The following is a 19,669-nucleotide window of genomic DNA, read 5'->3' on the forward strand; positions in this document are numbered from 1 at the left end:
AGGGAGAGAGTGCGTGCAGCAGTGCGCCTGGGCGCACGCCTTTTTGGGAGGAGTTCATATGTCGGGGCTGTCGGCGTCGTAGGCGATCAGCTGGATTTGGAATCCGAATTCGTCGGATAGCAGTGCGCTGCGCGCCTTGGCCGCTTCCAGCCGATGCGGTATGCGTTCAGCGGCAAGGCCGATCCGCAGCAATTCGGTGAACGTGTCGTCGACATCGTCGGCCGCCATGGCCAAGTGGGCCAGGCCATCGGTGGGTGATTCGATCAGCTCGATCTTGAATTCGATCACTATCTGAGAGCATTACGATGCGGCGCGTCGGGTCTGAGCTCAAGGTTCCCCGGCGGCGCACCACCATGCCGAGTTCACAAAAGGTGGCGACCCGTTCGTCCAGATTCGTCACGTTGAGGGCAAGGTGATCGACCTTCATCTTATCGCTCGTGTCGTTACGAAAGCTGAGATTGGCCTGCCGGAGGCTGGCAGCTTTCCGGGATTGAGCAGGCCAAGGGGATCGTGTTGTGCGGATGCTGCTTGATAATGTTCGAGCCCACCGTGGCTGCCGACCATCCACGTGTGCGGACTGACCACTCTGACTCCCAGCTCGCGCAGCGCGCCGATGCCTCGAGCGAGGGTAGCGTCGTCGATCCATTGCGAAAAGAGCAGTCCGGAAAAGCCCTTGCCGTACCCAGCGGGGGCATTGCCATCGAGGTGAATGCAGACCTCAGGCAATACCCGACGAACGTCCTCCTCGTGATCGATGATCGCGTTGCCCCTGATCTGCACCGCGGTTGTCCCCGGGCGCCCGCGGGCGACCATGACCGTGGTGTGGTTGTACACCGAACGCGAAATAGCCCCAATGGCTTTGACATCGGTCGCAGTGACTTGTCCGCCGGCGGCGACAACGATGGCCCGCGCGGCGTCGACCTGGTCCACATCCAGGATCGTTCGCAGCAGCACAGCACCAACCATTCCGCTGTGTTGCGGATAATGCCGGTATGCCGCCTCGTCGTCGACGCTGATCGCACGTGGCAGCTGGGGAAGATCCATCAACTGCTGGCCTGCATGTGCCGCTTGTTTCATGGTTGTGAACGACCCGAACAGGGCCGTGCGGTCGCGCTTTGCGCTGTGCCGCAGTGTCACCGTCGTGATCACACCGGTGGTACCGAACGCGTGCAAATGGCGGCGAAGACCTTCGCCGCTGACCTGTAGTGGCTGGGGCTGGGGCTGGCATCCCACGATAGTGAGTTCATGCACCCAGCCGTCCCAGATGGAACCGTGCTCGATAGAGCCAATTCCCTGGTTGCCACCGGACAGAAAGCCGCCGATGGTGCTGGTAGCGGTTGAAGGCATGACCGCTACCTCGCGTCCGACAGCGGTGAGTTCGGATTCGAGTTGTTCGAACGTACATCCCGCTTCGGCGATCACGAATTCGTCATCGATGGAAAGCACGGTGCGACAGTCGGATAGATCCAACACGATCCCACCGTGCAGCGGCACCGCCTGCCCGTAATTGCCCGTCCCTCGCCCACGAGGGACTAGAGGTATTCGGTGTCGGTAGGCCACGGCGAGTATCGCTGGAATCTGCTCGCGATGTCTGGGCCGCACAACGACATCGGCGATGACGTCCGGAAGATCCCGGGCCAATATCGGTGAAAGCCATGCGAAGTCTTTCGACGCTCGCTGGCGGGCAGCAAGGTCGATCCGCACCGAGTCCTCGCCAGCTGCACCGACAAGCTCGTCTACGTAGTTCATGGCCGCCCTATCACATATAATACTGACTATTGTATACGATTTGCCGACCTGACGAAGTTCGGTGTGGTTTTTTATCGCTGACGCGCGGCGAAATGCTTGTCCGTCTCTGCGGCGAGTACTCCGGGGAGGGCGAGCTCTGGGCGGTAGAGCTGGTGGGCACGCGCGATTGCCTCGATCGCAGAGATTTCGAATTGCGGGATATCGGAACGCAGGACAGTAGCAATAGAACTTGCCCACACTATCCGCGGAATTCCTACTAAAGCTATTGCACCACAGCACATTACGCATGGCTCGGCGGTGGAGTATAACGAGACCTGGTCCCAGTCCGCGTTGCCGTGGCGGCTGATGTAATCGCTGATCGCCACCATTTCGCCATGTGATGTCGGGTTTGCCGAACGATTGTTTACGCCCTGTGCAAGCACCTCACCACTCGTGTGATCCACAATGACCGCCGCGAACGGGCGAGATGGATTGTTGTTCGCCAGCTCGATAGCTAGCCGCATGAACTGCTCGTGCCTGTGCAATTCCTCGGCGCCGGGGGTGGCTGCCAGTAGCGAGCGAGCGACCTGTTGGGCTTGAGGATCCCCGTCGAAAAGATACGGAAGGTCAAGGGGTGCGGTGGCGTCGACCGGGTGCGTTGTCGGCGAAGCCTTCGTGGCTCCATCGGTTCCGGAGCATGCGGCGGTAATCGCCCCGGCACCGATACCGGCGAGTCGCAAAAAGCGTCGTCGGGTGGAAGCTTCAGCGCTGGCCACAATCTTCTGCATTCTGCGGGGCCTCGGGCATACGGCCATCGTACCCAGCTGATCGGCGACATCGGGGTGCTCGGACAGGTCCCGCATCCGAACTTGCTAGTCGTGAGAAACCGCAACGCAAGGCCTTAAGGTCGTAGCTGATGTGTCGAGTAAGAGTTGCGGCCACGATGGCTGCCGTCGTTGTGCTGACGGTCGCGTCGACGGCCGGCTGTGGTGGCGGCGCGCTGAGCCCCGAACTGGTCGTGGTGAACGGCGGCGAACCGCCCAACCCGCTGATACCGACCGGGACCAATGACAGCCTCGGCGGGCGGATCCTGGACCGGCTGTTCGCCGGTTTGGTGTCCTACGACGCCGACGGCAAACCGGCGCCGGAGGTCGCCCAGTCGATCGAGACCACCGACAACGTCAACTACCGGATCATCCTCAAACCCGGCTGGAAGTTCACCGACGGCTCCGCGGTGACGGCACACTCGTTCGTCGACGCATGGAACTACGGTGCTCTGAGTGCCAACGCCCTACTGCAGCAAGAGTTTTTCAGCCCGATCGCAGGATTCGACGACGTCGCCGGGGCGCCGGGTGACGGCAGGCCAACCACGATGTCCGGCTTGCAGGTGGTCAACGATCTCGAGTTCACCGTGCGGCTCAAGGCGCCCACCGTCGATTTCAAATTGCGACTGGGCCACAGCGCGTTCTATCCCCTGCCGGACATGGCATTTCGCGACATGGCGGCCTTCGGGCGCAACCCGGTGGGCGACGGTCCCTATCGGCTGGCCGACAGTCCCGACGGGCCGGCCTGGGAGCACAACGTGAAGATCGACTTGAAACCCAATCCCGAGTATCACGGCAACCGCATGCCGCACAACAAGGGCCTGAGGTTCGAGTTCTACGGCAACCTCGACACCGCCTATGCCGACCTGCTGTCCGGCAACCTCGATGTCCTGGACACCATTCCGTCCAGCGCGTTGACGATCTACAAGCGCGACCTGGGCGGCAACGCCGCCAGCGGACCGGTCGCGGTCAGCCAATCTCTCGACACTCCGCTGCGGCTGCCGCATTTCGGCGGTGAGGAGGGACGGCTGCGGCGGTTGGCCCTGTCGGCGGCCATCAACCGCCCGCAGATCTGTCAGCAGATTTTCAATGGCACCCGCAGCCCGGCCCGCGATTTCACCGCCCGCTCCCTGCCGGGGTTCGACCCGAACATCCCGGGAAACGACGCCCTGGACTTCAATCCCGAACGGGCACGGCAACTCTGGGCGCAGGCCAACGCGATCTCGCCGTGGAGCGGGCGATACGCCATCGCCTACAACGCCGACAGCGGCCATCAAGAGTGGGTGGACGCGGTGGCCAACAGCATCAAAAACGTGCTCGGCATCGACGCCGCCGGCGCGCCGCAGCCCACCTTCGCGGGGTTCCGCACCCAGATCACCAATCGCACCATCGACACCGCCTTCCGTGCCGGCTGGATCGGTGACTATCCGTCGATGATCGAGTTCCTCGCCCCGCTGTACGCCACCGGCGCGGGATCCAACGACGTCGGATACTCCAGCCGAGAGTTCGACGCCGGTCTCGCGGTCGCCGAGGCCGCGCCGAGCCTGCGGCAGGCTGACGTTCTGGTCAACGTCGCGCAGCGAATCCTGTTGCACGACATGCCCGCTGTGCCGCTCTGGTATTACATTGCCGTGATCGGGTGGTCGCCTCAGGTCGGCAAAGTCAAGGTCACGTGGAACGGGCTGCCCGACTACGAGAGCATCGTCAAGGCCTAAGACATGGGTTGGTATATCGCACGGCGGATCGCCGTCATGGTGCCCGTCTTTTTGGGCGCCACGTTGCTGATCTACGGCATGGTCTTCCTATTGCCCGGTGACCCCTTGGCCGCGATCGCCGGTGACCGGCCGCTGACTCCGGCGGTGGCCGCGCAGCTGCGGGCGCGCTACCACCTCGACGATCCGTTCCTGCTGCAATACCTGCGCTACATCGGCGGCGTGCTGCACGGCGACCTGGGTCGCGCCTACTCCGGCCTACCGGTCAGCGCCGTCCTGGCACACGCGTTTCCGGTCACTATCCGGCTGGCGCTGATCGCGTTGGTGGTGGAGGCGGTGCTGGGAATCGGGTTCGGCGTGATATCCGGGCTGCGCCAGGGCGGGCTATTCGATTCGGCGGTGCTGATCACCGGACTGATCATCGTCGCGATACCGATCTTCGTGCTGGGTTTTCTGGCCCAGTTCCTGTTCGGCGTCCAGCTGGGTATCGCGCCGGTCACCGTCGGCGAACGGGCGACGTTCGCGCGCCTGTTGCTGCCCGGAATAGTCTTGGGGTCAGTATCATTCGCTTACATTGTGCGGCTCACCCGATCGGCGGTGGCCGCCAATGCGCACGCCGACTATGTGCGCACCGCCACCGCAAAGGGGCTGTCGCGGCCGCGGGTCGTGACCGTGCACATCCTGCGCAACTCGCTGATCCCGGTGGTGACGTTCCTGGGAGCCGACGTGGGTGCGCTGATGGGCGGAGCCATTGTGACCGAAGGCATCTTCAATATTCACGGCGTCGGCGGTGTGCTGTATCAAGCTGTCACCCGGCGGGAGGCGCCGACCGTGGTGTCGATCGTGACCGTGCTGGTGCTGATCTACTTGATCACCAACCTGCTGGTCGATCTGCTCTACGCGGCGCTGGACCCGAGGATCCGCTATGGCTGAGCACTCGGGCTTTTGGGGTGAGACGTGGCGCAAGTTGCACCGGCGCCCGAAGTTCGTCGTCGCCGCGGCACTGATGTTGCTCATCCTGCTGGTCGCACTGTTTCCGGCGCTTTTCACCGGCGTGGACCCCACCTACGCCGATCCCAGCCAAAGCCTGCTCGATCCGTCGGCCGCGCACTGGTTCGGTACGGATCTGCAGGGCCACGACATCTACGCGCGCACCGTCTACGGGGCGCGCGCGTCGGTGACGGTCGGGTTGGGCGCGACCCTGCTGGTGTTCGTCGTCGGCGGGGCGGTGGGCGCGCTGGCCGGCTTCTACGGCGGCTGGATCGACGCGGTGGTCTCGCGCGTCACCGACGTGTTCTTCGGGCTGCCGCTGCTGCTGGCCGCCATCGTGCTGATGCAAGTCTTGCACCATCGGACGGTGTGGACGGTGATCGCCATCCTCGCATTGTTCGGCTGGCCGCAGGTGGCCAGGATCGCCCGCGGCGCGGTGCTCGAGGTCCGGGCCAGCGACTATGTGCTCGCGGCGAAAGCATTGGGATTGAGTAGGTTTCAAACCCTGCTACGGCACGCGCTGCCCAACGCCGCGGGCCCGGTGATCGCGATGTCCACGATCGCGCTGGGCGCTTTCATCGTCACCGAGGCGACGCTGTCCTACCTGGGCGTCGGACTGCCGACCTCAGTGGTGTCGTGGGGCGGCGACATCAACCTGGCGCAGACGCGGCTGCGGGCAGGCTCGCCGATCTTGTTCTATCCCGCCGGCGCGCTGGCGGTGACGGTGCTGGCGTTCATGATGATGGGCGACGCCCTGCGCGACGCCCTGGACCCGGCCTCGCGAGCGGAGCGGGCATGAGCACCCCGCTGTTGAAGGTCGAGGGCCTGGAGGTCAGGTTCGGCGACCACGCCCCCGCCGTGAGCGGCGTCGATCTGAGCGTGATGCGCGGCCAGACCGTCGCCGTGGTAGGCGAATCGGGATCGGGGAAATCGACCACGGCCGCCGCGGTCCTGGGGCTGTTACCGCCCGGCGGGCGTATTACGGCCGGCCGCATCGTGTTTGACGGTCAGGACATCACCTCCGCTGACCGTCGGCTGCTCCGTTCCATTCGGGGCCGGCGCATCGGCTACGTACCGCAAGACCCGATGACCAACCTCAATCCTGTCTGGAAGGTCGGCTTCCAGATCTCGGAGGCGTTGCGCGCCAACACCGATGGCCGGCAGGCGCGGCGCCGGGCGGTGCAGCTGCTCGCCCAGGCCGGCATGCCGGATCCGGAGAAGCAGGCGGAGAAATATCCGCACCAATTGTCCGGCGGCATGTGCCAGCGTGCGCTGATCGCCATCGGGCTGGCGGGTCACCCGCAGCTGCTGATCGCCGACGAGCCGACGTCCGCGCTGGACGTCACGGTGCAACGGCAAGTGCTCGATCATTTGCAGCGCCTCACCGACGAACTGGACACCGCGCTGTTGCTGATCACCCACGACCTGGCGCTGGCGGCCGAGCGGGCCGCGCAAGTGGTCGTCGTGCATCGCGGCGTGGTGGTGGAATCCGGTGCCGCGCAGTCGATCCTGGCCAATCCGCAGCACGAGTACACCCGCCGGCTGCTGGCCGCGGCGCCGTCGCTGACGGTCCGTCGCGCTGCGTCCGCGCGGCCGGCGGCGGACACCCGAGGCGACGACATCCTCGTCGCCTCTGAGCTGACCAAGGTCTACCGCGAGTCGCACGGCGCGCCGTGGCGCCGGACTGACCTCCGCGCCGTCGACGCGGTGTCGTTCCGGCTGCGGCGGGGCAGCACCCTGGCCATCGTCGGCGAATCGGGATCGGGCAAATCGACGGTGGCCCGCATGGCGCTGGGTTTACTCCAACCCACCTCGGGAACGGTTGTTTTCGACGGTAACGAGATCTCCAGCGCGCTGGACCGGGACGCGATGATGGCGTTTCGTCGGCGCATGCAACCGGTGTTCCAGAACCCGTACAGCAGCCTCGATCCCATGTACTCGGTGTTCCGCGCCATCGAGGAGCCGTTGCGGATCCACCGCGTCGGCGACCGTCGTCAGCGCGAGAAAGCGGTGCGCGAGCTCGTCGACCACGTGGCCCTACCGTCGTCGGTGCTGGGCAGGTTGCCGCGCGAGCTCTCGGGCGGCCAGCGCCAGCGCGTCGCGATCGCGCGGGCGTTGGCACTGCGGCCCGAGGTGCTGGTGTGCGATGAGGCGGTCTCGGCGCTCGACGTGCTGGTACAGGCACAGATCTTGGATCTGCTGGCCACGCTGCAGGCCGAACTGGGCTTGGCCTACCTGTTCATCAGCCACGACCTGGCGGTGATCCGGCAGATCGCCGACGACGTGCTGGTGATGCGCGGCGGGCGGATCGTGGAACACGCGGCCACCGAAGAGCTGTTCACCAGGCCCGGCCACGAGTACACCCGTCAATTGCTGGAGGCCATTCCCGGCACGTCCATACCGCCCCGATAGGTTTGCAACCTGTGACGGCAGACCCGCTGGCTCCGCTGATGGACCTCCCCGGCGTCGCCGAGGCAAGTGATCGGGCCCGCGACGCGTTGGGCCGCGCGCACCGGCATCGGGCGAACCTGCGCGGCTGGCCGGTGACCGCCGCCGAGGCCGCGTTGCGGGCGGCACGCGCTTCTTCGGTGCTCGACGGTGGCCCGGTGCGGTTCGAGGACTTGGCCGACAGCTCGGGGGTGAGCGATCCGGTGTTCGGCGGAGCACTGCGGGTGGCCCAGGCGCTAGAGGGCGGCGGGGGAGCGCTGGTCGGCGTCTGGCGGCGATCTCCGTTGCAGGCGCTGGCGCGGCTGCACATGCTGGCGGCGGCCGACCAGGTCGACGACGAACAATTGGGCCGCCCGCGCTCCGATCCCGAGATCTCTCCGCGTCTCGAGTTGCTCGGCGAGTTGGTGACCGGTCGCACGCGGGTGCCGGCGCCGGTGGTCGCCGCGGTCACGCACGGAGAACTGTTGACGCTCATGCCCTTTGGCAGCGCCGACGGAGTGGTCGCGCGGGCGGTATCTCGGCTGGTGACGATCGCCAGCGGTCTAGATCCGCACGGGCTGGGTGTGCCGGAGGTGAGCTGGATGCGCAAACCGGGCGATTATCGTGCTGCCGCAAGCGGATTCGCCGAGGGCACGCCGGCCGGTGTCGGAGCCTGGTTGGTGCTGTGCTGCCGGGCCATGCAGGCCGGCGAACAGGAAGCGTTGTCGATCGCGGAGTCGTTGCCAGGCAAGGGATGAGCGACACTCGCGAAAGAGGTCCAGACATGTAGAGCGGGCGGCGCTCCGAAAAATTCGGTCCGCCGCCCGCTAGCAGGGAACTCGGTTACCAAGCGTGCATGTTCGAGGTGCGTGGGTGGCCTCGGCGATCTTGCGACGCTTCAAGTTACAACCCCACCCAAAGGGCTGTTCATACTTTCTGCATTTTCGCAATTACGCAGGCCCGCAACACTTCTGCCATTATCGCGGCTATGACTCCGCGTGGGTGCCGAGTACCGTGCTGGGCGCCCGGGCTGGGAGAACGAACCTTCTCTTCCGGATCGACCTAGGCCTTACCGGGCTTCCGTGGTTCCTTTGTACTCCTAGAGCCTTAGCACAGCAAGGTCCAATTCTGCGAACGTTGCGAATTCACAGGAAGTTGCGCGCTCGGCAGGTTTGCTGGAATTAGAACGCGAAGCGGCGCAGCAGCGAGTAGGTGACGGCACCGGCGGCCAGCGCGGTGATACTCACCGCGGCCGTGGTGGCGATCGCCGCCCCCGACGGCGCCGGGATCCGGTCGCACAGCGAGATCGGTCGCGAGAAACTCAGCACGGGCCAACCACGTTCGGTCGCTTCCTTGCGCAAGCCGCGATCGGGGTTGACCACGCTCGGATGCCCGACCGACTCGAGCATCGGCAGGTCGGTGATCGAGTCCGAGTAGGCGTAGCAGTGTTCCAGCGGATAGCCCTCGCGGGCGGCCAGTTCGCGGATCGCCCGGACCTTGCCCTCGCCGAAGCAGTAGAAGGCGACGTCGCCGGTGTACTTGCCGTCTTCGACGACCATCCGCGTCGCCATCGCATGCGTGGCGCCCAGCGCGCGGGCGATCGGGGCGACGATTTCCTCGCCGGAGGCGGACACCACGACCACATCGCGGCCGCACAATTTGTGCGCGGCGATCAGGTCTGCAGCCTCGGCGAACACCAGCGGAGTCACGATGTTGTGCAGGGTTTCGTTGACGATCGATTTGACCTGAGCGACGTCCCACCCGGTGCACATGTTGGTCATGTGAGCGCGCATTCGGTCCATCTGGTCATGATCGGCACCGGACAGCAGAAAGATGAATTGAGCGTAGCTGGACTTGAGCACGGCGCGGCGATTGAGCAGTCCCTGGTTGAAGAACGGTTTGCTGAATGCCAGGGTGCTGGACTTGGCGATGATCGTCTTATCCAGATCGAAAAAGGCCGCGGTGCGGGCGTGCGGCGTGCCGTTTGCGGCTGTCTGCGCCGAGGTTTGCTGATGCGCTTCCGGGTCCGAGACGGTCACCGACACAGCATAGGTCGGTGACTCGACGCGTCCGGGGGTTGCCGGCAAAATCATCCGTGAGCAGGGGGTAACAGACCAGGCCAGCGGTATTTTTGCGGCTCAAACTGTTTCTTTGAAAAAAACAACCACTTGCGGCACCGCCCACTGTCGTGTGTATAGTAAGCATTACTCGGCCTGAGCCGAGGGTGTATCAGCCCGACCCCCCGGGGCTGATGCACGACGACCTCCGCCTCCTCCCCCCACTGGCGGGGGTCGTCCCATTTCTGGGGTAATTTTCCCGGTATTCAGACCATTTGACGCAGCCTTCGCGCGTTGCGGGCACAGTGTTATCCGTCGGGGCAGGCGCGCGTCGCACCCCGAGCTGCCCGCACGGTGGTGGGGTGACTATTGCGACCGGCGCCGAAGCGAGAGGTTCCGCGGGTGTGCTCGCGGTGTTGACCGACCCGATCCTGCGCGACGAGCTGGACCGGGTGGCCGCCGCGGTCGGCGTTCGCGTGGTGCACGCCGGTGGTTCGGCGGTCGGTCGGAAAACGTGGTTGGCGGCCGCGGACCGTTGCGGGCGCGCCGCGCTGCCGCGTCGCACTCACGTCAGCGTGCTGACTGCCGCCGAACCCACGACGGCAACCTGGGCGGCCGCCGTTGCGGTCGGCGCCCAGCATGTGCTGCTCGTGCCCGGGCAGGAACACGAATTAGTCCGCGAACTCGCCGAATCCGCTGACTCGATCCGGGACGACGGGTCGCGCGGCGCGGCCGTCGCGGTGATCGGGGGTTGCGGTGGGGCCGGCGCCTCGCTGTTCGCGGCCGCGGTGGCGCGGGCCGCGCCCGACGCACTACTGGTGGATCTCGATCCCTGGGGTGGCGGCGTCGACTTGTTGCTCGGCGGTGAGGCCACACCGGGTGTGCGCTGGCCCGACTTGGCACTGCAGGGCGGCCGGCTGAACTGGTCGGCGGTGCGCGACGCGCTGCCGCGCGTGCACGGCGTCAGCCTGCTGTCGGGCACGCGGCGCGGCTACGAGCTGGACGCGGGGCCGGTGGACGCGGTCATCGATGCGGGCCGGCGCGGGGGAGTCACGGTTGTCTGCGATCTGCCCCGTCGGCTGACCGACGCCACCCAGACTGCACTGGATGCCGCCGACCTTGTCGTCGTCGTCAGCCCGTGCGATGTGCGGTCCTGCGCGGCGACCGCCGCGATGACGCCGGTGCTGGCCGTGATCAATCCCAACCTCGGGTTGGTGGTCCGGGGCCCGTCGCCGGGCGGGTTGCGCGCGGCGGAGGTCGCTGACATCGCCGGCCTGCCGCTGCTGGCGTCGATGAAGGCTCAACCGCAACTTGCCGAGCAGCTCGAGCATGGTGGCCTGCGCCTGGGGCGGCGATCGGCGCTGACGGCGGCGGCTCGCCGGGTGCTGGCGGTGCTGCCTCCCACGGGCTCGGGACCGAAGGCCAGGGCGGCGTGAGCGGATCGCTTATCGAGCGGGTACGCGAGCGGCTGGCGACGGAGTCGGCGCCGCTGCGGCCCAATGTGGTCGCCGCCGCGATCCGCGCCGAATCCGGCGGGATGCTCGGCGACACCGAGGTTCTGGCCAACCTCCGGGTGCTGCAGACCGAACTGACCGGCGCCGGGATCCTCGAGCCGTTGCTGTGCGCGGACGGCACCACCGACGTCCTGGTCACCGCGCCGGATGCGGTGTGGGTCGACGATGGAAACGGTTTGCGACGCAGCCAAATCCGATTTGCCGACGAGGGCGCGGTCCGGCGGCTGGCTCAGCGGCTGGCGTTGGCCGCCGGTCGTCGGCTCGATGACGCGCAGCCCTGGATCGACGGCCAGCTGACCGGCATCGGCGCCGGCGGGTTCGCGGTTCGGCTGCACGCGGTGTTGCCACCCGTGGCCGCCGGCGGTACGTGCGTGTCGTTGCGGGTCCTGCGTCCGGCCACACAGGATTTGGCGGCGCTGACCGCGGCGGGCGCAATCGAGCCCGCGGGTGCCGCACTAGTGGCCGACATCATCGCGGCCCGGTTGGCCTTCCTGGTGGGCGGCGGCACCGGTGCGGGCAAGACAACTTTGCTGGCGGCGATGCTCGGCGCGGTATCGCCGACCGAGCGGATCGTGTGCGTCGAGGATGCCGCCGAATTGGCGCCCCGGCATCCGCATCTGGTCAACTTGGTCGCCCGGTGCGCGAATATCGAAGGCGTGGGCGAGGTTCCGGTGCGCCAGCTCGTCCGGCAGGCGCTGCGGATGCGGCCCGACCGCATCGTGGTCGGTGAGGTCAGGGGCGCCGAAGTGGTTGACCTACTCGCGGCGCTGAACACCGGGCACGACGGCGGCGCGGGCACGGTGCATGCCAACAGCCCGGGTGAGGTCCCCGCACGGCTCGAGGCGTTGGGCGCGCTCGGCGGATTGGACCGGGCCGCGTTGCACAGCCAGCTCGCCGCGGCGGTCCAGGTGCTGCTGCACGTCGCCCGGGACCGCGGCGGTCGGCGCCGGCTCGCCGAGATCGCGCTGCTGCGCCAGGTAGGTGCGCGGGTCCGCGCGGTGCCGGTGTGGAGCGCGGATCAGGGGCTGACCGACGCTGCCGACGAGCTGCATCGCCTACTGCGAAGCCGGTTGCCGGCATGAACCACATATCCGCCGCCGCGATGTTGACGGCGCTGGCGCTCTTGGTCTTTCCGGCATCGCCGCGGCGGCGACTGGCCGCTTGCACCTCAGCACGGCGGCTCGTCGTCGGCGCGCGCGGGGTGGTTTGCCTCGCGGCGTGCGCCGCTGTCGCGGCCGCGGTGGTGCTGCCGCCGACGACAGTTCTGGCCGCCGCAATCGTGGCCGCCACGGCGAGCGTGCGCTACCGCCGGCGTCGTCGGCTCCGCCGTGCGATCGAGGAGGGCCAAACATTGGAAGCCGCGCTCGATGTGTTGGTCGGCGAGCTGCGAGTGGGTTCGCATCCGGTGCGGGCGTTTGGTGTGGCGGCCGATGAAACCCTTGGTGCGGTTTCGATGTCGCTGCGCGGGGTCGCGGCGCGGGCGCGATTGGGCGCAGACGTGACGGCGGGCTTGCGCGCCGTGGCGGGCTGTTCGGCGCAGCCCATCCATTGGCACCGACTGGCGGTGTGCTGGCAGCTGGCCAGTGATCACGGCCTTGCGATCGCCACGCTGATGCGTACCGCGCAACGCGATATCGTTGAACACCAGCGCTTCTCGTCGCGGGTTGATTCGGGCATGGCTGGGGCGCGTGCCACCGCGGCGATATTGGCGGGGCTGCCGCTGCTGGGAGTCTTGCTGGGCCAACTGATCGGGGCGCGGCCGCTAAGTTTCCTGCTGAGTGGGCACGCGGTGGGTGGCTGTTGGTGGTCGGGTCGGTGTTGGCATGCGGCGGGCTGCTGTGGTCGGACCGAATCATCGATAGAGCCGGGTCATGAGTATCGCGGCGGTACTGCTGGCCGCGGCGTTGTTGATCGGGCCGCGCCCGTCTGTGGTGCGAATACGGGCCGGCACAACACTTCCCGCGCATCGGCCAGACCCGGCTGGGCCGGCGAGTCCGGGCAGGGGTCTGACCCGCTGGCCGTGTGCCTGCAAGCCGGGATGGCGGTGTCGACCGCGACCGCCGCGATCGCGGGGTCGGCACCGCCGAAACTAGCCCGGGTATTGCGGCGGGCCGCTGATCTGCTCGCGCTGGGCGCCGATCCCGCTGTCGCATGGTCGATCTCGCGCGACAAATCGGTCGATGTGCAAACCGATGCGCTGCTGCGGCTGGCCCGGCGTTCGGCCTCGTCGGGTGCCGCGCTGGCCGACGGCGTCGCCGAACTGGCCGACCAGGCTCGACACGACGCCGCGCACGCCGCCGCGGCGGCCGCCGAGCGGGCGGGTGTGCTGATCGCCGGACCACTGGGGCTCTGCTTCCTGCCGGCGTTCGTCTGCCTCGGCATTGTCCCGCTGGTGGCGGGGCTGGCCGGAGATGTGCTGCAGTCGGGCTTGCTGTGAACGTCGGACAAAGACCACAACAGAGAGAATGTATTGGTGATAAACATGTTTCGCGTAGCCATGGCGCGGATGCCGGTGCTGGCCGCCGACGAGTCGGGGATGTCCACTGTCGAGTACGCCATCGGCACGATTGCCGCGGCCGCCTTCGGCGCGATTCTCTACACGGTCGTCACCGGCGATTCAATCGTATCGGTGTTGACCAACATCATCGGTCGTGCACTCAACACCAAGGTCTAGCCGGCTGCGCCGGCGCGAGCACGGTGGAAGCGGCGTTGGCGATCGCCGCACTGGTCGTGGTTCTGGTGGGATGCCTGGCCGGTATCACGGCCGTGTCGATGCAGGTTCGCTGCGTCGATGCCGCTCGCGAGGCCGCCCGACTGGCCGCGCGTGGTGACGAACGGTCGGCGATCGGCGCGGCACGCCATATCGCCCCGGGCGGCGCGCAGGTGCAGGTGCGGCGTGACGGCGACTTCATCGTGGCGACCGTCGTCGCCCACTCAAAGATATTGCCCGCGTTGGATATCAGCGCCAGGGCGGTTTCCGCGGCGGAGCCGTCGGGATGACCGCGGCGCGGCGACCGTGGTCGCGGCGGCGATGGTCGCCGTGCTGCTGTGTGTCACCGGCGCGAGCGTCTACATCGGCGCCGTGGTGGTGGCACGTCATCGTGCGCAGGCAGCTGCTGATCTGGCCGCGCTGGCCGCCGCGGCGCGGTTACCTTCCGGAGCCGCGGCGGCGTGCGCGCGGGCGACTACGGTAGCCCGCGGGATGCGAGTCGACGATATCGGCTGCCGGGTGGATGATCTCGATGTCGTCGTGACCGTGCGGGTGGCGGTGCCGTTCGGTGGTGTGGCCCAAGCCGCCGCGCGGGCCGGACCCTTTGACGCGGCGTGATCAGCCGTTGTCGTCTGGGGCTTTTGGCAACCCGGCGTTGGTGAGCTCCTCGTCGCTGGGCAAGCGCAGCGACACCAGCCCGACGAAGGTCTCCGGTTCGAGTTCCACGCGGTTCGCCGTGACGTGCACCGGCACCCAGTTGCCGTCGAAGCCACGCATCCGCAGCACGCGGTTGGTCGACCCCTTGCCGAATTCCTTAGTCATGGCTGACATCTGGGACACGTCGTCGGGATGGACATGCGGCCTGTCCTTGTCGGCACCACGCCAGTCGTAGAAGGTGCAGGGTTCGTCGAGCCATTTCAGCAGCGTCCAGTTGTTGAGGTCGACGAGTGCCCGGTGAACGCCCGCTTGGCGCAGGCCGTTGAGGATGCGCAGGGCCAGATCGTCGGTGGAGACCAGTGGGCCTTTCAGCTCGGCACGCCAGTTCATCGCCCGCGCAACGAGGTTGTCCTTGCTGTCCGCGCCGGACTCCAGCCCGCTGCGGCCGACGAAACCGATTCGGATGGGATTTCCCTGCCAATCGGTGAGATCCCAAGTGCTGCAAATTGTTTGGCCAGGCTCTGCCTTGACCGCCATCGCGAGTATCTTGGTTTCGTTCGGATTGAGTTCGCGCGACGGAAGGTCTTCGGCAAACGCTCTGCCGAACGTGACTTCGACTTCCGGATTCTTTCCGCTAATGGCCAGCGACTCCCGCGTGTCGGTCGCGACACCCAGGGTCAGGTCCCACTTCAGCGGGCCCGCGGTGGGCCGCTCGGGCGGATCGATGTCGGTCGGGCCGGTCCACACGTACACGCCGTGGATACAGCCGTCGGACATCACCACCGGCTCGGTGCGGATCACCCGGTCGTGCTTGGGAGTGATGCTGCTCAGGCTCTGTCCGGTGCGCATCGTCTCAGCGATGGCGGTGCGCACCGCGGCGAGATGGGGACTGCGGCGGAGGAAGGTGGTGATGGGGACAAGGTTCTTGAGCTGCCGCCCCTGTGCAACGACGGCAGGCTCGTCCCCCAGTGTCTCCACGAGCAACCAGTCGTGGGCCATGAGGTCGATTTTAGGGCGCTCCGCGGCAACTGTGGATCCCCGGGCACGCCGTCATCGCTCCAGCAAAGCCCATCGCGACATCAGTTCGGCGATACCGCGAATCGACTTCGCCGCCGCTAAGTGACTGGTAAGTTTGCAAACGCCATCACAGCCTTGGTAGGTTTTGTGCTCCGGCCGTTGGTCGCGCTTTGAGACAGCACGCTGGCGTTTCTTCAGCCACTAGGAAGCGCATTCGGCGGTTGTTATATGCGGTTCCGTCGAGGTCGACCGTCGAGGGGTCGGTCGCCGTCCTTCGGTTTGCTCAGCGCGATCTCTACGGCAACTCGTCAAGTACCAGTCTGAGCACCTGCACAGCGCCCGCTTTATCCAGCGGGTCGTTGCCGTTGCCGCACTTGGGAGACTGCACGCAGGACGGACAGCCCATCGAGCATTCGCACGCCTCGATCGCCGCCGCGGTGGCACTCAGCCAGGTCCGCGCTTGCCGGAAACCGCGTTCGGCGAAGCCCGCCCCGCCCGGATGCCCGTCGTAGACGAACACGCTGGGCACACCGAGCGGGCCGACCGCCGTGGACATTCCGCCGATGTCACCGCGGTCGCAGCTGGCCACCAACGGCAGCAGCCCGATCGCCGCATGTTCGGCCGCGTGCAACGATGCGGGAATCCGTGGTCCGTCAATCCCCTTGTATGCCAATGCTTCCTGCGTGATGGTGTACATGACCGCGGTGGTGTCGAGGACATGCTCGGGCATGTCCAGCTCGATGAAATCGATGACCTCCCCGGACAATCGCCGGCGCAGGTAGCCCACCACCTGATGAGTGACCCGGACCGGCACCACGCCCAGGGTCACCGGACCGAACCTCGACTGCTCGCCGCCGCCGGTGACCTTGATGTCGGTGGTTTGGCGCGCGAACGTCGCGTAACCGGGATCCTCGGCGTGCACGAACGCCATTGCGCCCTCGAGATCCAGCGAATCGACAACGTACGTGTCGCCCTGATGGAGGTAAACCGCTCCCGGATGCACCGAGGCGGGGGCCTGGCCGAGCCCGGTGCTGCCCAGCAGTCGGCCGGTGTCGGCCTCCACGATGACGATCTGGCCTCCCGCCGAGCCCCTGATGTCCACCGCGCCATGGGGTTCTAGACCGGGTACGGGAAAGTACTTGCCGCCCCGGCGACGCAGTAGCCCGTCGTCGACCAGCCCCTCGGCTACCTGCCCGGCGCCCATTTCTCGAACCTCTGCCTCCTCGAGCGGCAATTCCGTTGCGGCACAGAGCAGTTGGGGACCCAAAATGTATGGGTTGGACGGGTCGATCACCACGCGTTCGACCGGTTTGTCCAGCAGGGCCGCGGGATTGTGCACCAGATAGGTGTCCAGCGGGTCGTCGCGGGCGATCAGCACCACCAGGGCGCCTTGCCCCCGGCGCCCGGAACGGCCGGCCTGCTGCCAGAACGAGGCCACCGTCCCGGGGAAACCGGCGAGCACCACCGCATCCAGCCCGGCGATGTCGACACCCAGCTCCAGCGCGTTGGTGGTGGCCAGGCCCCGCAATCGGCCCTCGGCCAGCGCGCGCTCCAGCGCGTTGCGGTCCTCGGCGAGGTAACCGGCCCGATAGGACGCCACCGTCTGGGCAAGGTCCGCGGCAATGTCGCCCAGTCGCGCCCGGGCGCCAAGCGCGGTCAATTCGGCCGCCCGCCGCGACCGGACGAACGTCAGCGTCTGTGCTCCCTCGGCGACCAGGTCGGCCATCACCCGCGCCGCCTCGACGCCGGCCGAACGGCGCACCGGGGCGCCATGCTCGCCGGTGACGTCGGTGCGCAACGCGGGTTCCCACAACGCCACGGTCCGCTCACCCTGCGGTGAGCCGTCTTCGGTGACCTCTTCGACGGGCAGGCCGATCAGTTCGGACGCCGTCGTTCCGGGCGAATCCGTCGTCGCACTGGCGAAAATCACCGTCGGCGCGCTCGAGTAGCGCGCACACAACCGCAGCAGCCGGCGCAACACCATCGCCACGTTGGAGCCGAAAACGCCGCGGTAGTAATGACATTCGTCGACGATCACGAAGCGCAGGCCGCGCAGCAGGACGGCCCAGCGCGGATGGTTGCGCAAGATCGACAAATGGATCATGTCGGGATTGGAGAACAGCCAGCGCGAGCGCTCTCGCGCGAAGCGGCGCACCTCGGCGGGACTGTCGCCGTCATAGGCGGTGGGCACGACGTCAGCCAGTCTCGGCACGGCGGCCGTCAGCGCGTGCGCGGCGCGCAATTGGTCGTGACCGAGCGCTTTCGTCGGCGACAGGTACAGCACCCGGGCCAACGGGTCCGTCGCCAGCGCATTGAGCACCGGCAGTTGATAGGCCAGCGATTTGCCCGACGCGGTGCCGGTGCTGACCACGACATGACGCCCCGCGTGGGCCAGCTCCGCGGCCTCAAATTGATGTGACCACGGCGCGCTGATACCCCGGTCGGCAAAGGCGGCGATGACGTCGGATTCGGCCCATTCCGGCCAAATGTGGGGCCGGCCGCCGCGGGCCGGCAACTCCGCGACGTGGCGCAGCGGATGCTCGTCGGGCGCGGTGCCGGCGAGCGCGACGGCCAGCAGGTCGCTGCCGAAACTCGCCACGTCACACCCTCCAAGGATCAGTCAGGGACACAAGTCTGTCGCCGAGACCATGAACATGGTTGACTGTTTGCGGTCGTAGCTTCTGTGTTCGTGTCAAAACTTCGCAGGATCGACGTTGCGACCCGCGGTTCCTGCGAGGTTAACGGTCGGGTGAAGTTCCGACTACTCCGTGAGGTATGGCGGTGACAACGGGCCCGGGGCACCGAAAAGCGGTGCTCCGAACCTTGAAGAAAAGGAAAGATCGAGAAATGCCACAGGGAACTGTGAAGTGGTTCAACGCGGAGAAGGGGTTCGGTTTCATCGCTCCTGAAGATGGTTCCGCGGACGTTTTTGTCCACTACACGGAGATCCAGGGTTCGGGCTTCCGCACCCTCGAAGAAAATCAGAAGGTCGAGTTTGAGATCGGCCACAGCCCTAAGGGGCCCCAGGCCACCGGAGTCCGCTCCGTCTAAATCGAGCAGATTCTGACGAAAACCCCCCGTGCAACCCGCTTTGTGGGTGTCGCCGGGGGGTTTTCACTATCTATTCACACGTCCGCTACCTTGGGGCGCAATCGGCCGACACGCCACGTGCGGCGCCGCGCCGAATGCCTCGAAGCGGGGACGGGCGGCCTGGCTTACTGTCGGTGTGGTGAGCCAGCTTTCCTTCTTCACAGCGGAGGCGGTGCCGCCCGCCGTCGCAGACCTGTGTGGAGTGCTGGCGGCCTCTGGCCAAATCGTGACGGTGGGGGCTCCGGAGTCCCGTGGTGCCCGGCTGTCGGTCGTCGTGGATCAGCTCTGGCGCGCCTCGGCTCTGGCCGAGATGATCGCCGAGGCCGGCTTGGTCCCCGAGATCGGCCGCACCGACGAGGACACGCCCCTGGTGCGCACCGCGGTCGACCCGTCGCTGACCGCGATCGCGGCCGAATGGACCCGCGGCGCGGTCAAGACGGTGCCGCCGCGCTGGCTCCCCGGCCCGCGCGAGTTGCGGGCCTGGACGATCGCGGCCGGCACGCCCGAGGGGGAGCACTACCAGCTGGGTTTGGATCCACACGCCCCCGACACCCATTCGCCGCTGGCGTCGGCCCTGATGCGGGTCGGGATCGCGCCCACCCTGATCGGCACCCGCGGCGGGCGTCCGGCGCTGCGGATCAGCGGCCGTCGCCGGCTATCGCGGCTGGTAGAGAACGTCGGGGAACATCCTGACGGCGCCGAAGCGTTGGCGCTCTGGCCCCGGATTTAGCCGCGCGGCCTCCGAAATGCGAGCGGTCCGGAGTCAGGATTCGCGGACGCGCGGGACAACACCCGCCCCCGGGGTCGGCGTTGGCCAGGACCTGCCCTTTCGGGGAGTCGGTTTGCGTCGGCCCGCCTCCGGGTGCGAAATTGTGAGGTGCTCGAAGGGAAGGAACGCCGACGTATCTGAATTTCAGCGGAATTTCAGACGTCCGCCTGTCAT

At 66.9% G+C, this 19,669-nt stretch carries 18 protein-coding genes and 2 pseudogenes; 14 read left to right on the top strand and 6 right to left on the bottom strand.

The genetic code is table 11. The annotated features are described in order from the left end of the window. Positions 1-54: 54 nt before the first annotated feature. The 3 genes from G6N54_RS20895 to G6N54_RS29940 form a co-directional block, all read right to left on the bottom strand. Positions 55-288 (bottom strand): VOC family protein, encoded by a 234-nt coding sequence (locus G6N54_RS20895; RefSeq protein WP_163791722.1) that lies wholly within the window; start codon positions 286-288, stop codon positions 55-57. Positions 289-423: 135 nt separating this feature from the next. Next, positions 424-1,749, bottom strand: a complete 1,326-nt coding sequence (locus G6N54_RS20900; protein ID WP_163791723.1) for an FAD-binding oxidoreductase — start codon at positions 1,747-1,749, stop codon at positions 424-426. 71 nt (positions 1,750-1,820) lie between these two features. Continuing rightward, complete coding sequence (locus tag G6N54_RS29940; protein WP_197939547.1) at positions 1,821-2,516, bottom strand: nucleoside deaminase; 696 nt, start codon at positions 2,514-2,516, stop codon at positions 1,821-1,823. A gap of 128 nt (positions 2,517-2,644) precedes the next feature. Between G6N54_RS29940 and G6N54_RS20910 the strand changes: the two genes are divergently transcribed. The 5 genes from G6N54_RS20910 to G6N54_RS20930 are packed head-to-tail and all read left to right on the top strand — an operon-like array spanning position 2,645 to position 8,439. After that, entirely contained in the window at positions 2,645-4,267 is a 1,623-nt protein-coding gene (locus G6N54_RS20910) for a peptide ABC transporter substrate-binding protein (protein ID WP_163791724.1), read from the top strand. A 3-nt stretch (positions 4,268-4,270) separates the two neighbouring features. After that, positions 4,271-5,197, top strand: coding sequence for an ABC transporter permease (locus G6N54_RS20915; protein ID WP_163791725.1), 927 nt, complete (start codon positions 4,271-4,273; stop codon positions 5,195-5,197). Further along, complete coding sequence (locus G6N54_RS20920; RefSeq protein WP_163791726.1) at positions 5,190-6,053, top strand: ABC transporter permease; 864 nt, start codon at positions 5,190-5,192, stop codon at positions 6,051-6,053. Before G6N54_RS20915 ends, G6N54_RS20920 begins: the two co-directional genes overlap by 8 nt. Beyond that, a complete protein-coding gene (locus G6N54_RS20925; protein WP_163791727.1) occupies positions 6,050-7,666 on the top strand; it encodes a dipeptide ABC transporter ATP-binding protein in 1,617 nt (538 codons plus the stop codon). Before G6N54_RS20920 ends, G6N54_RS20925 begins: the two co-directional genes overlap by 4 nt. An 11-nt stretch (positions 7,667-7,677) precedes the next feature. Beyond that, complete coding sequence (locus G6N54_RS20930) at positions 7,678-8,439, top strand: Fic family protein (protein ID WP_163791728.1); 762 nt, start codon at positions 7,678-7,680, stop codon at positions 8,437-8,439. 423 nt (positions 8,440-8,862) lie between these two features. Here G6N54_RS20930 and G6N54_RS20935 read toward each other — a convergent pair whose 3' ends face one another. Next, on the bottom strand, positions 8,863-9,720 hold the full coding sequence (locus G6N54_RS20935) for an HAD-IB family hydrolase (RefSeq protein ID WP_163791729.1): 858 nt from the start codon (positions 9,718-9,720) through the stop codon (positions 8,863-8,865). A gap of 431 nt (positions 9,721-10,151) precedes the next feature. Between G6N54_RS20935 and ssd the strand changes: the two genes are divergently transcribed. From ssd to G6N54_RS30710, 7 genes and pseudogenes are all read left to right on the top strand, one after another. Next, positions 10,152-11,174, top strand: coding sequence for a septum site-determining protein Ssd (gene ssd, locus G6N54_RS20940; protein ID WP_163794870.1), 1,023 nt, complete (start codon positions 10,152-10,154; stop codon positions 11,172-11,174). Then, entirely contained in the window at positions 11,171-12,334 is a 1,164-nt protein-coding gene (locus G6N54_RS20945) for a TadA family conjugal transfer-associated ATPase (RefSeq protein WP_163791730.1), read from the top strand. The genes ssd and G6N54_RS20945 overlap by 4 nt, the downstream gene beginning before the upstream one ends. Then, positions 12,331-13,127, top strand: a pseudogene (locus G6N54_RS20950) (type II secretion system F family protein). Before G6N54_RS20945 ends, G6N54_RS20950 begins: the two are co-directional and overlap by 4 nt. Beyond that, a pseudogene (locus G6N54_RS20955) lies at positions 13,124-13,689 on the top strand (type II secretion system F family protein). The pseudogenes G6N54_RS20950 and G6N54_RS20955 overlap by 4 nt, the downstream one beginning before the upstream one ends. Positions 13,690-13,734: 45 nt before the next feature. Next, a complete protein-coding gene (locus tag G6N54_RS20960) occupies positions 13,735-13,926 on the top strand; it encodes a DUF4244 domain-containing protein (RefSeq protein ID WP_163791731.1) in 192 nt (63 codons plus the stop codon). Between the two features lie 23 nt (positions 13,927-13,949). Then, entirely contained in the window at positions 13,950-14,252 is a 303-nt protein-coding gene (locus G6N54_RS30705) for a TadE family type IV pilus minor pilin (protein ID WP_163791732.1), read from the top strand. A gap of 16 nt (positions 14,253-14,268) precedes the next feature. Next, the gene (locus tag G6N54_RS30710; RefSeq protein ID WP_232072911.1) at positions 14,269-14,580 is read left to right on the top strand and encodes an Rv3654c family TadE-like protein; all 312 of its coding nucleotides are present in this window, start codon (positions 14,269-14,271) and stop codon (positions 14,578-14,580) included. Here G6N54_RS30710 and G6N54_RS20975 read toward each other — a convergent pair whose 3' ends face one another. Continuing rightward, the gene (locus G6N54_RS20975) at positions 14,581-15,618 is read right to left on the bottom strand and encodes a PAS domain-containing protein (RefSeq protein WP_163791734.1); all 1,038 of its coding nucleotides are present in this window, start codon (positions 15,616-15,618) and stop codon (positions 14,581-14,583) included. It abuts the gene before it with no gap. Positions 15,619-15,931: 313 nt separating this feature from the next. Then, the gene (locus tag G6N54_RS20980) at positions 15,932-18,235 is read right to left on the bottom strand and encodes a DEAD/DEAH box helicase (RefSeq protein WP_163791735.1); all 2,304 of its coding nucleotides are present in this window, start codon (positions 18,233-18,235) and stop codon (positions 15,932-15,934) included. Between the two features lie 248 nt (positions 18,236-18,483). Between G6N54_RS20980 and cspA the strand changes: the two genes are divergently transcribed. Together cspA and G6N54_RS20990 are read left to right on the top strand one after the other, a co-directional pair. Further along, a complete protein-coding gene (gene cspA / locus G6N54_RS20985) occupies positions 18,484-18,687 on the top strand; it encodes a cold shock protein CspA (protein ID WP_007166602.1) in 204 nt (67 codons plus the stop codon). Between the two features lie 178 nt (positions 18,688-18,865). Continuing rightward, complete coding sequence (locus G6N54_RS20990; protein WP_163791736.1) at positions 18,866-19,456, top strand: hypothetical protein; 591 nt, start codon at positions 18,866-18,868, stop codon at positions 19,454-19,456. Positions 19,457-19,669 lie beyond the last annotated feature (213 nt).

This window comes from Mycobacterium stomatepiae (assembly GCF_010731715.1).
Lineage (GTDB): Bacteria > Actinomycetota > Actinomycetes > Mycobacteriales > Mycobacteriaceae > Mycobacterium > Mycobacterium stomatepiae.

What these genes read in the sequence shown, in the direction of transcription:
- G6N54_RS20900 (WP_163791723.1), bottom strand. Translation starts at nt 1,749, where the DNA reads ATGAACTACGTAGACGAGCTTGTCGGTGCAGCTGGCGAGGACTCGGTG.
- G6N54_RS29940 (WP_197939547.1), bottom strand. Translation starts at nt 2,516, where the DNA reads ATGCAGAAGATTGTGGCCAGCGCTGAAGCTTCCACCCGACGACGCTTT.
- G6N54_RS20910 (WP_163791724.1), top strand. Translation starts at nt 2,645, where the DNA reads ATGTGTCGAGTAAGAGTTGCGGCCACGATGGCTGCCGTCGTTGTGCTG.
- G6N54_RS20915 (WP_163791725.1), top strand. Translation starts at nt 4,271, where the DNA reads ATGGGTTGGTATATCGCACGGCGGATCGCCGTCATGGTGCCCGTCTTT.
- G6N54_RS20920 (WP_163791726.1), top strand. Translation starts at nt 5,190, where the DNA reads ATGGCTGAGCACTCGGGCTTTTGGGGTGAGACGTGGCGCAAGTTGCAC.
- G6N54_RS20925 (WP_163791727.1), top strand. Translation starts at nt 6,050, where the DNA reads ATGAGCACCCCGCTGTTGAAGGTCGAGGGCCTGGAGGTCAGGTTCGGC.
- G6N54_RS20960 (WP_163791731.1), top strand. Translation starts at nt 13,735, where the DNA reads ATGTTTCGCGTAGCCATGGCGCGGATGCCGGTGCTGGCCGCCGACGAG.
- G6N54_RS20975 (WP_163791734.1), bottom strand. Translation starts at nt 15,618, where the DNA reads ATGGCCCACGACTGGTTGCTCGTGGAGACACTGGGGGACGAGCCTGCC.
- cspA (WP_007166602.1), top strand. Translation starts at nt 18,484, where the DNA reads ATGCCACAGGGAACTGTGAAGTGGTTCAACGCGGAGAAGGGGTTCGGT.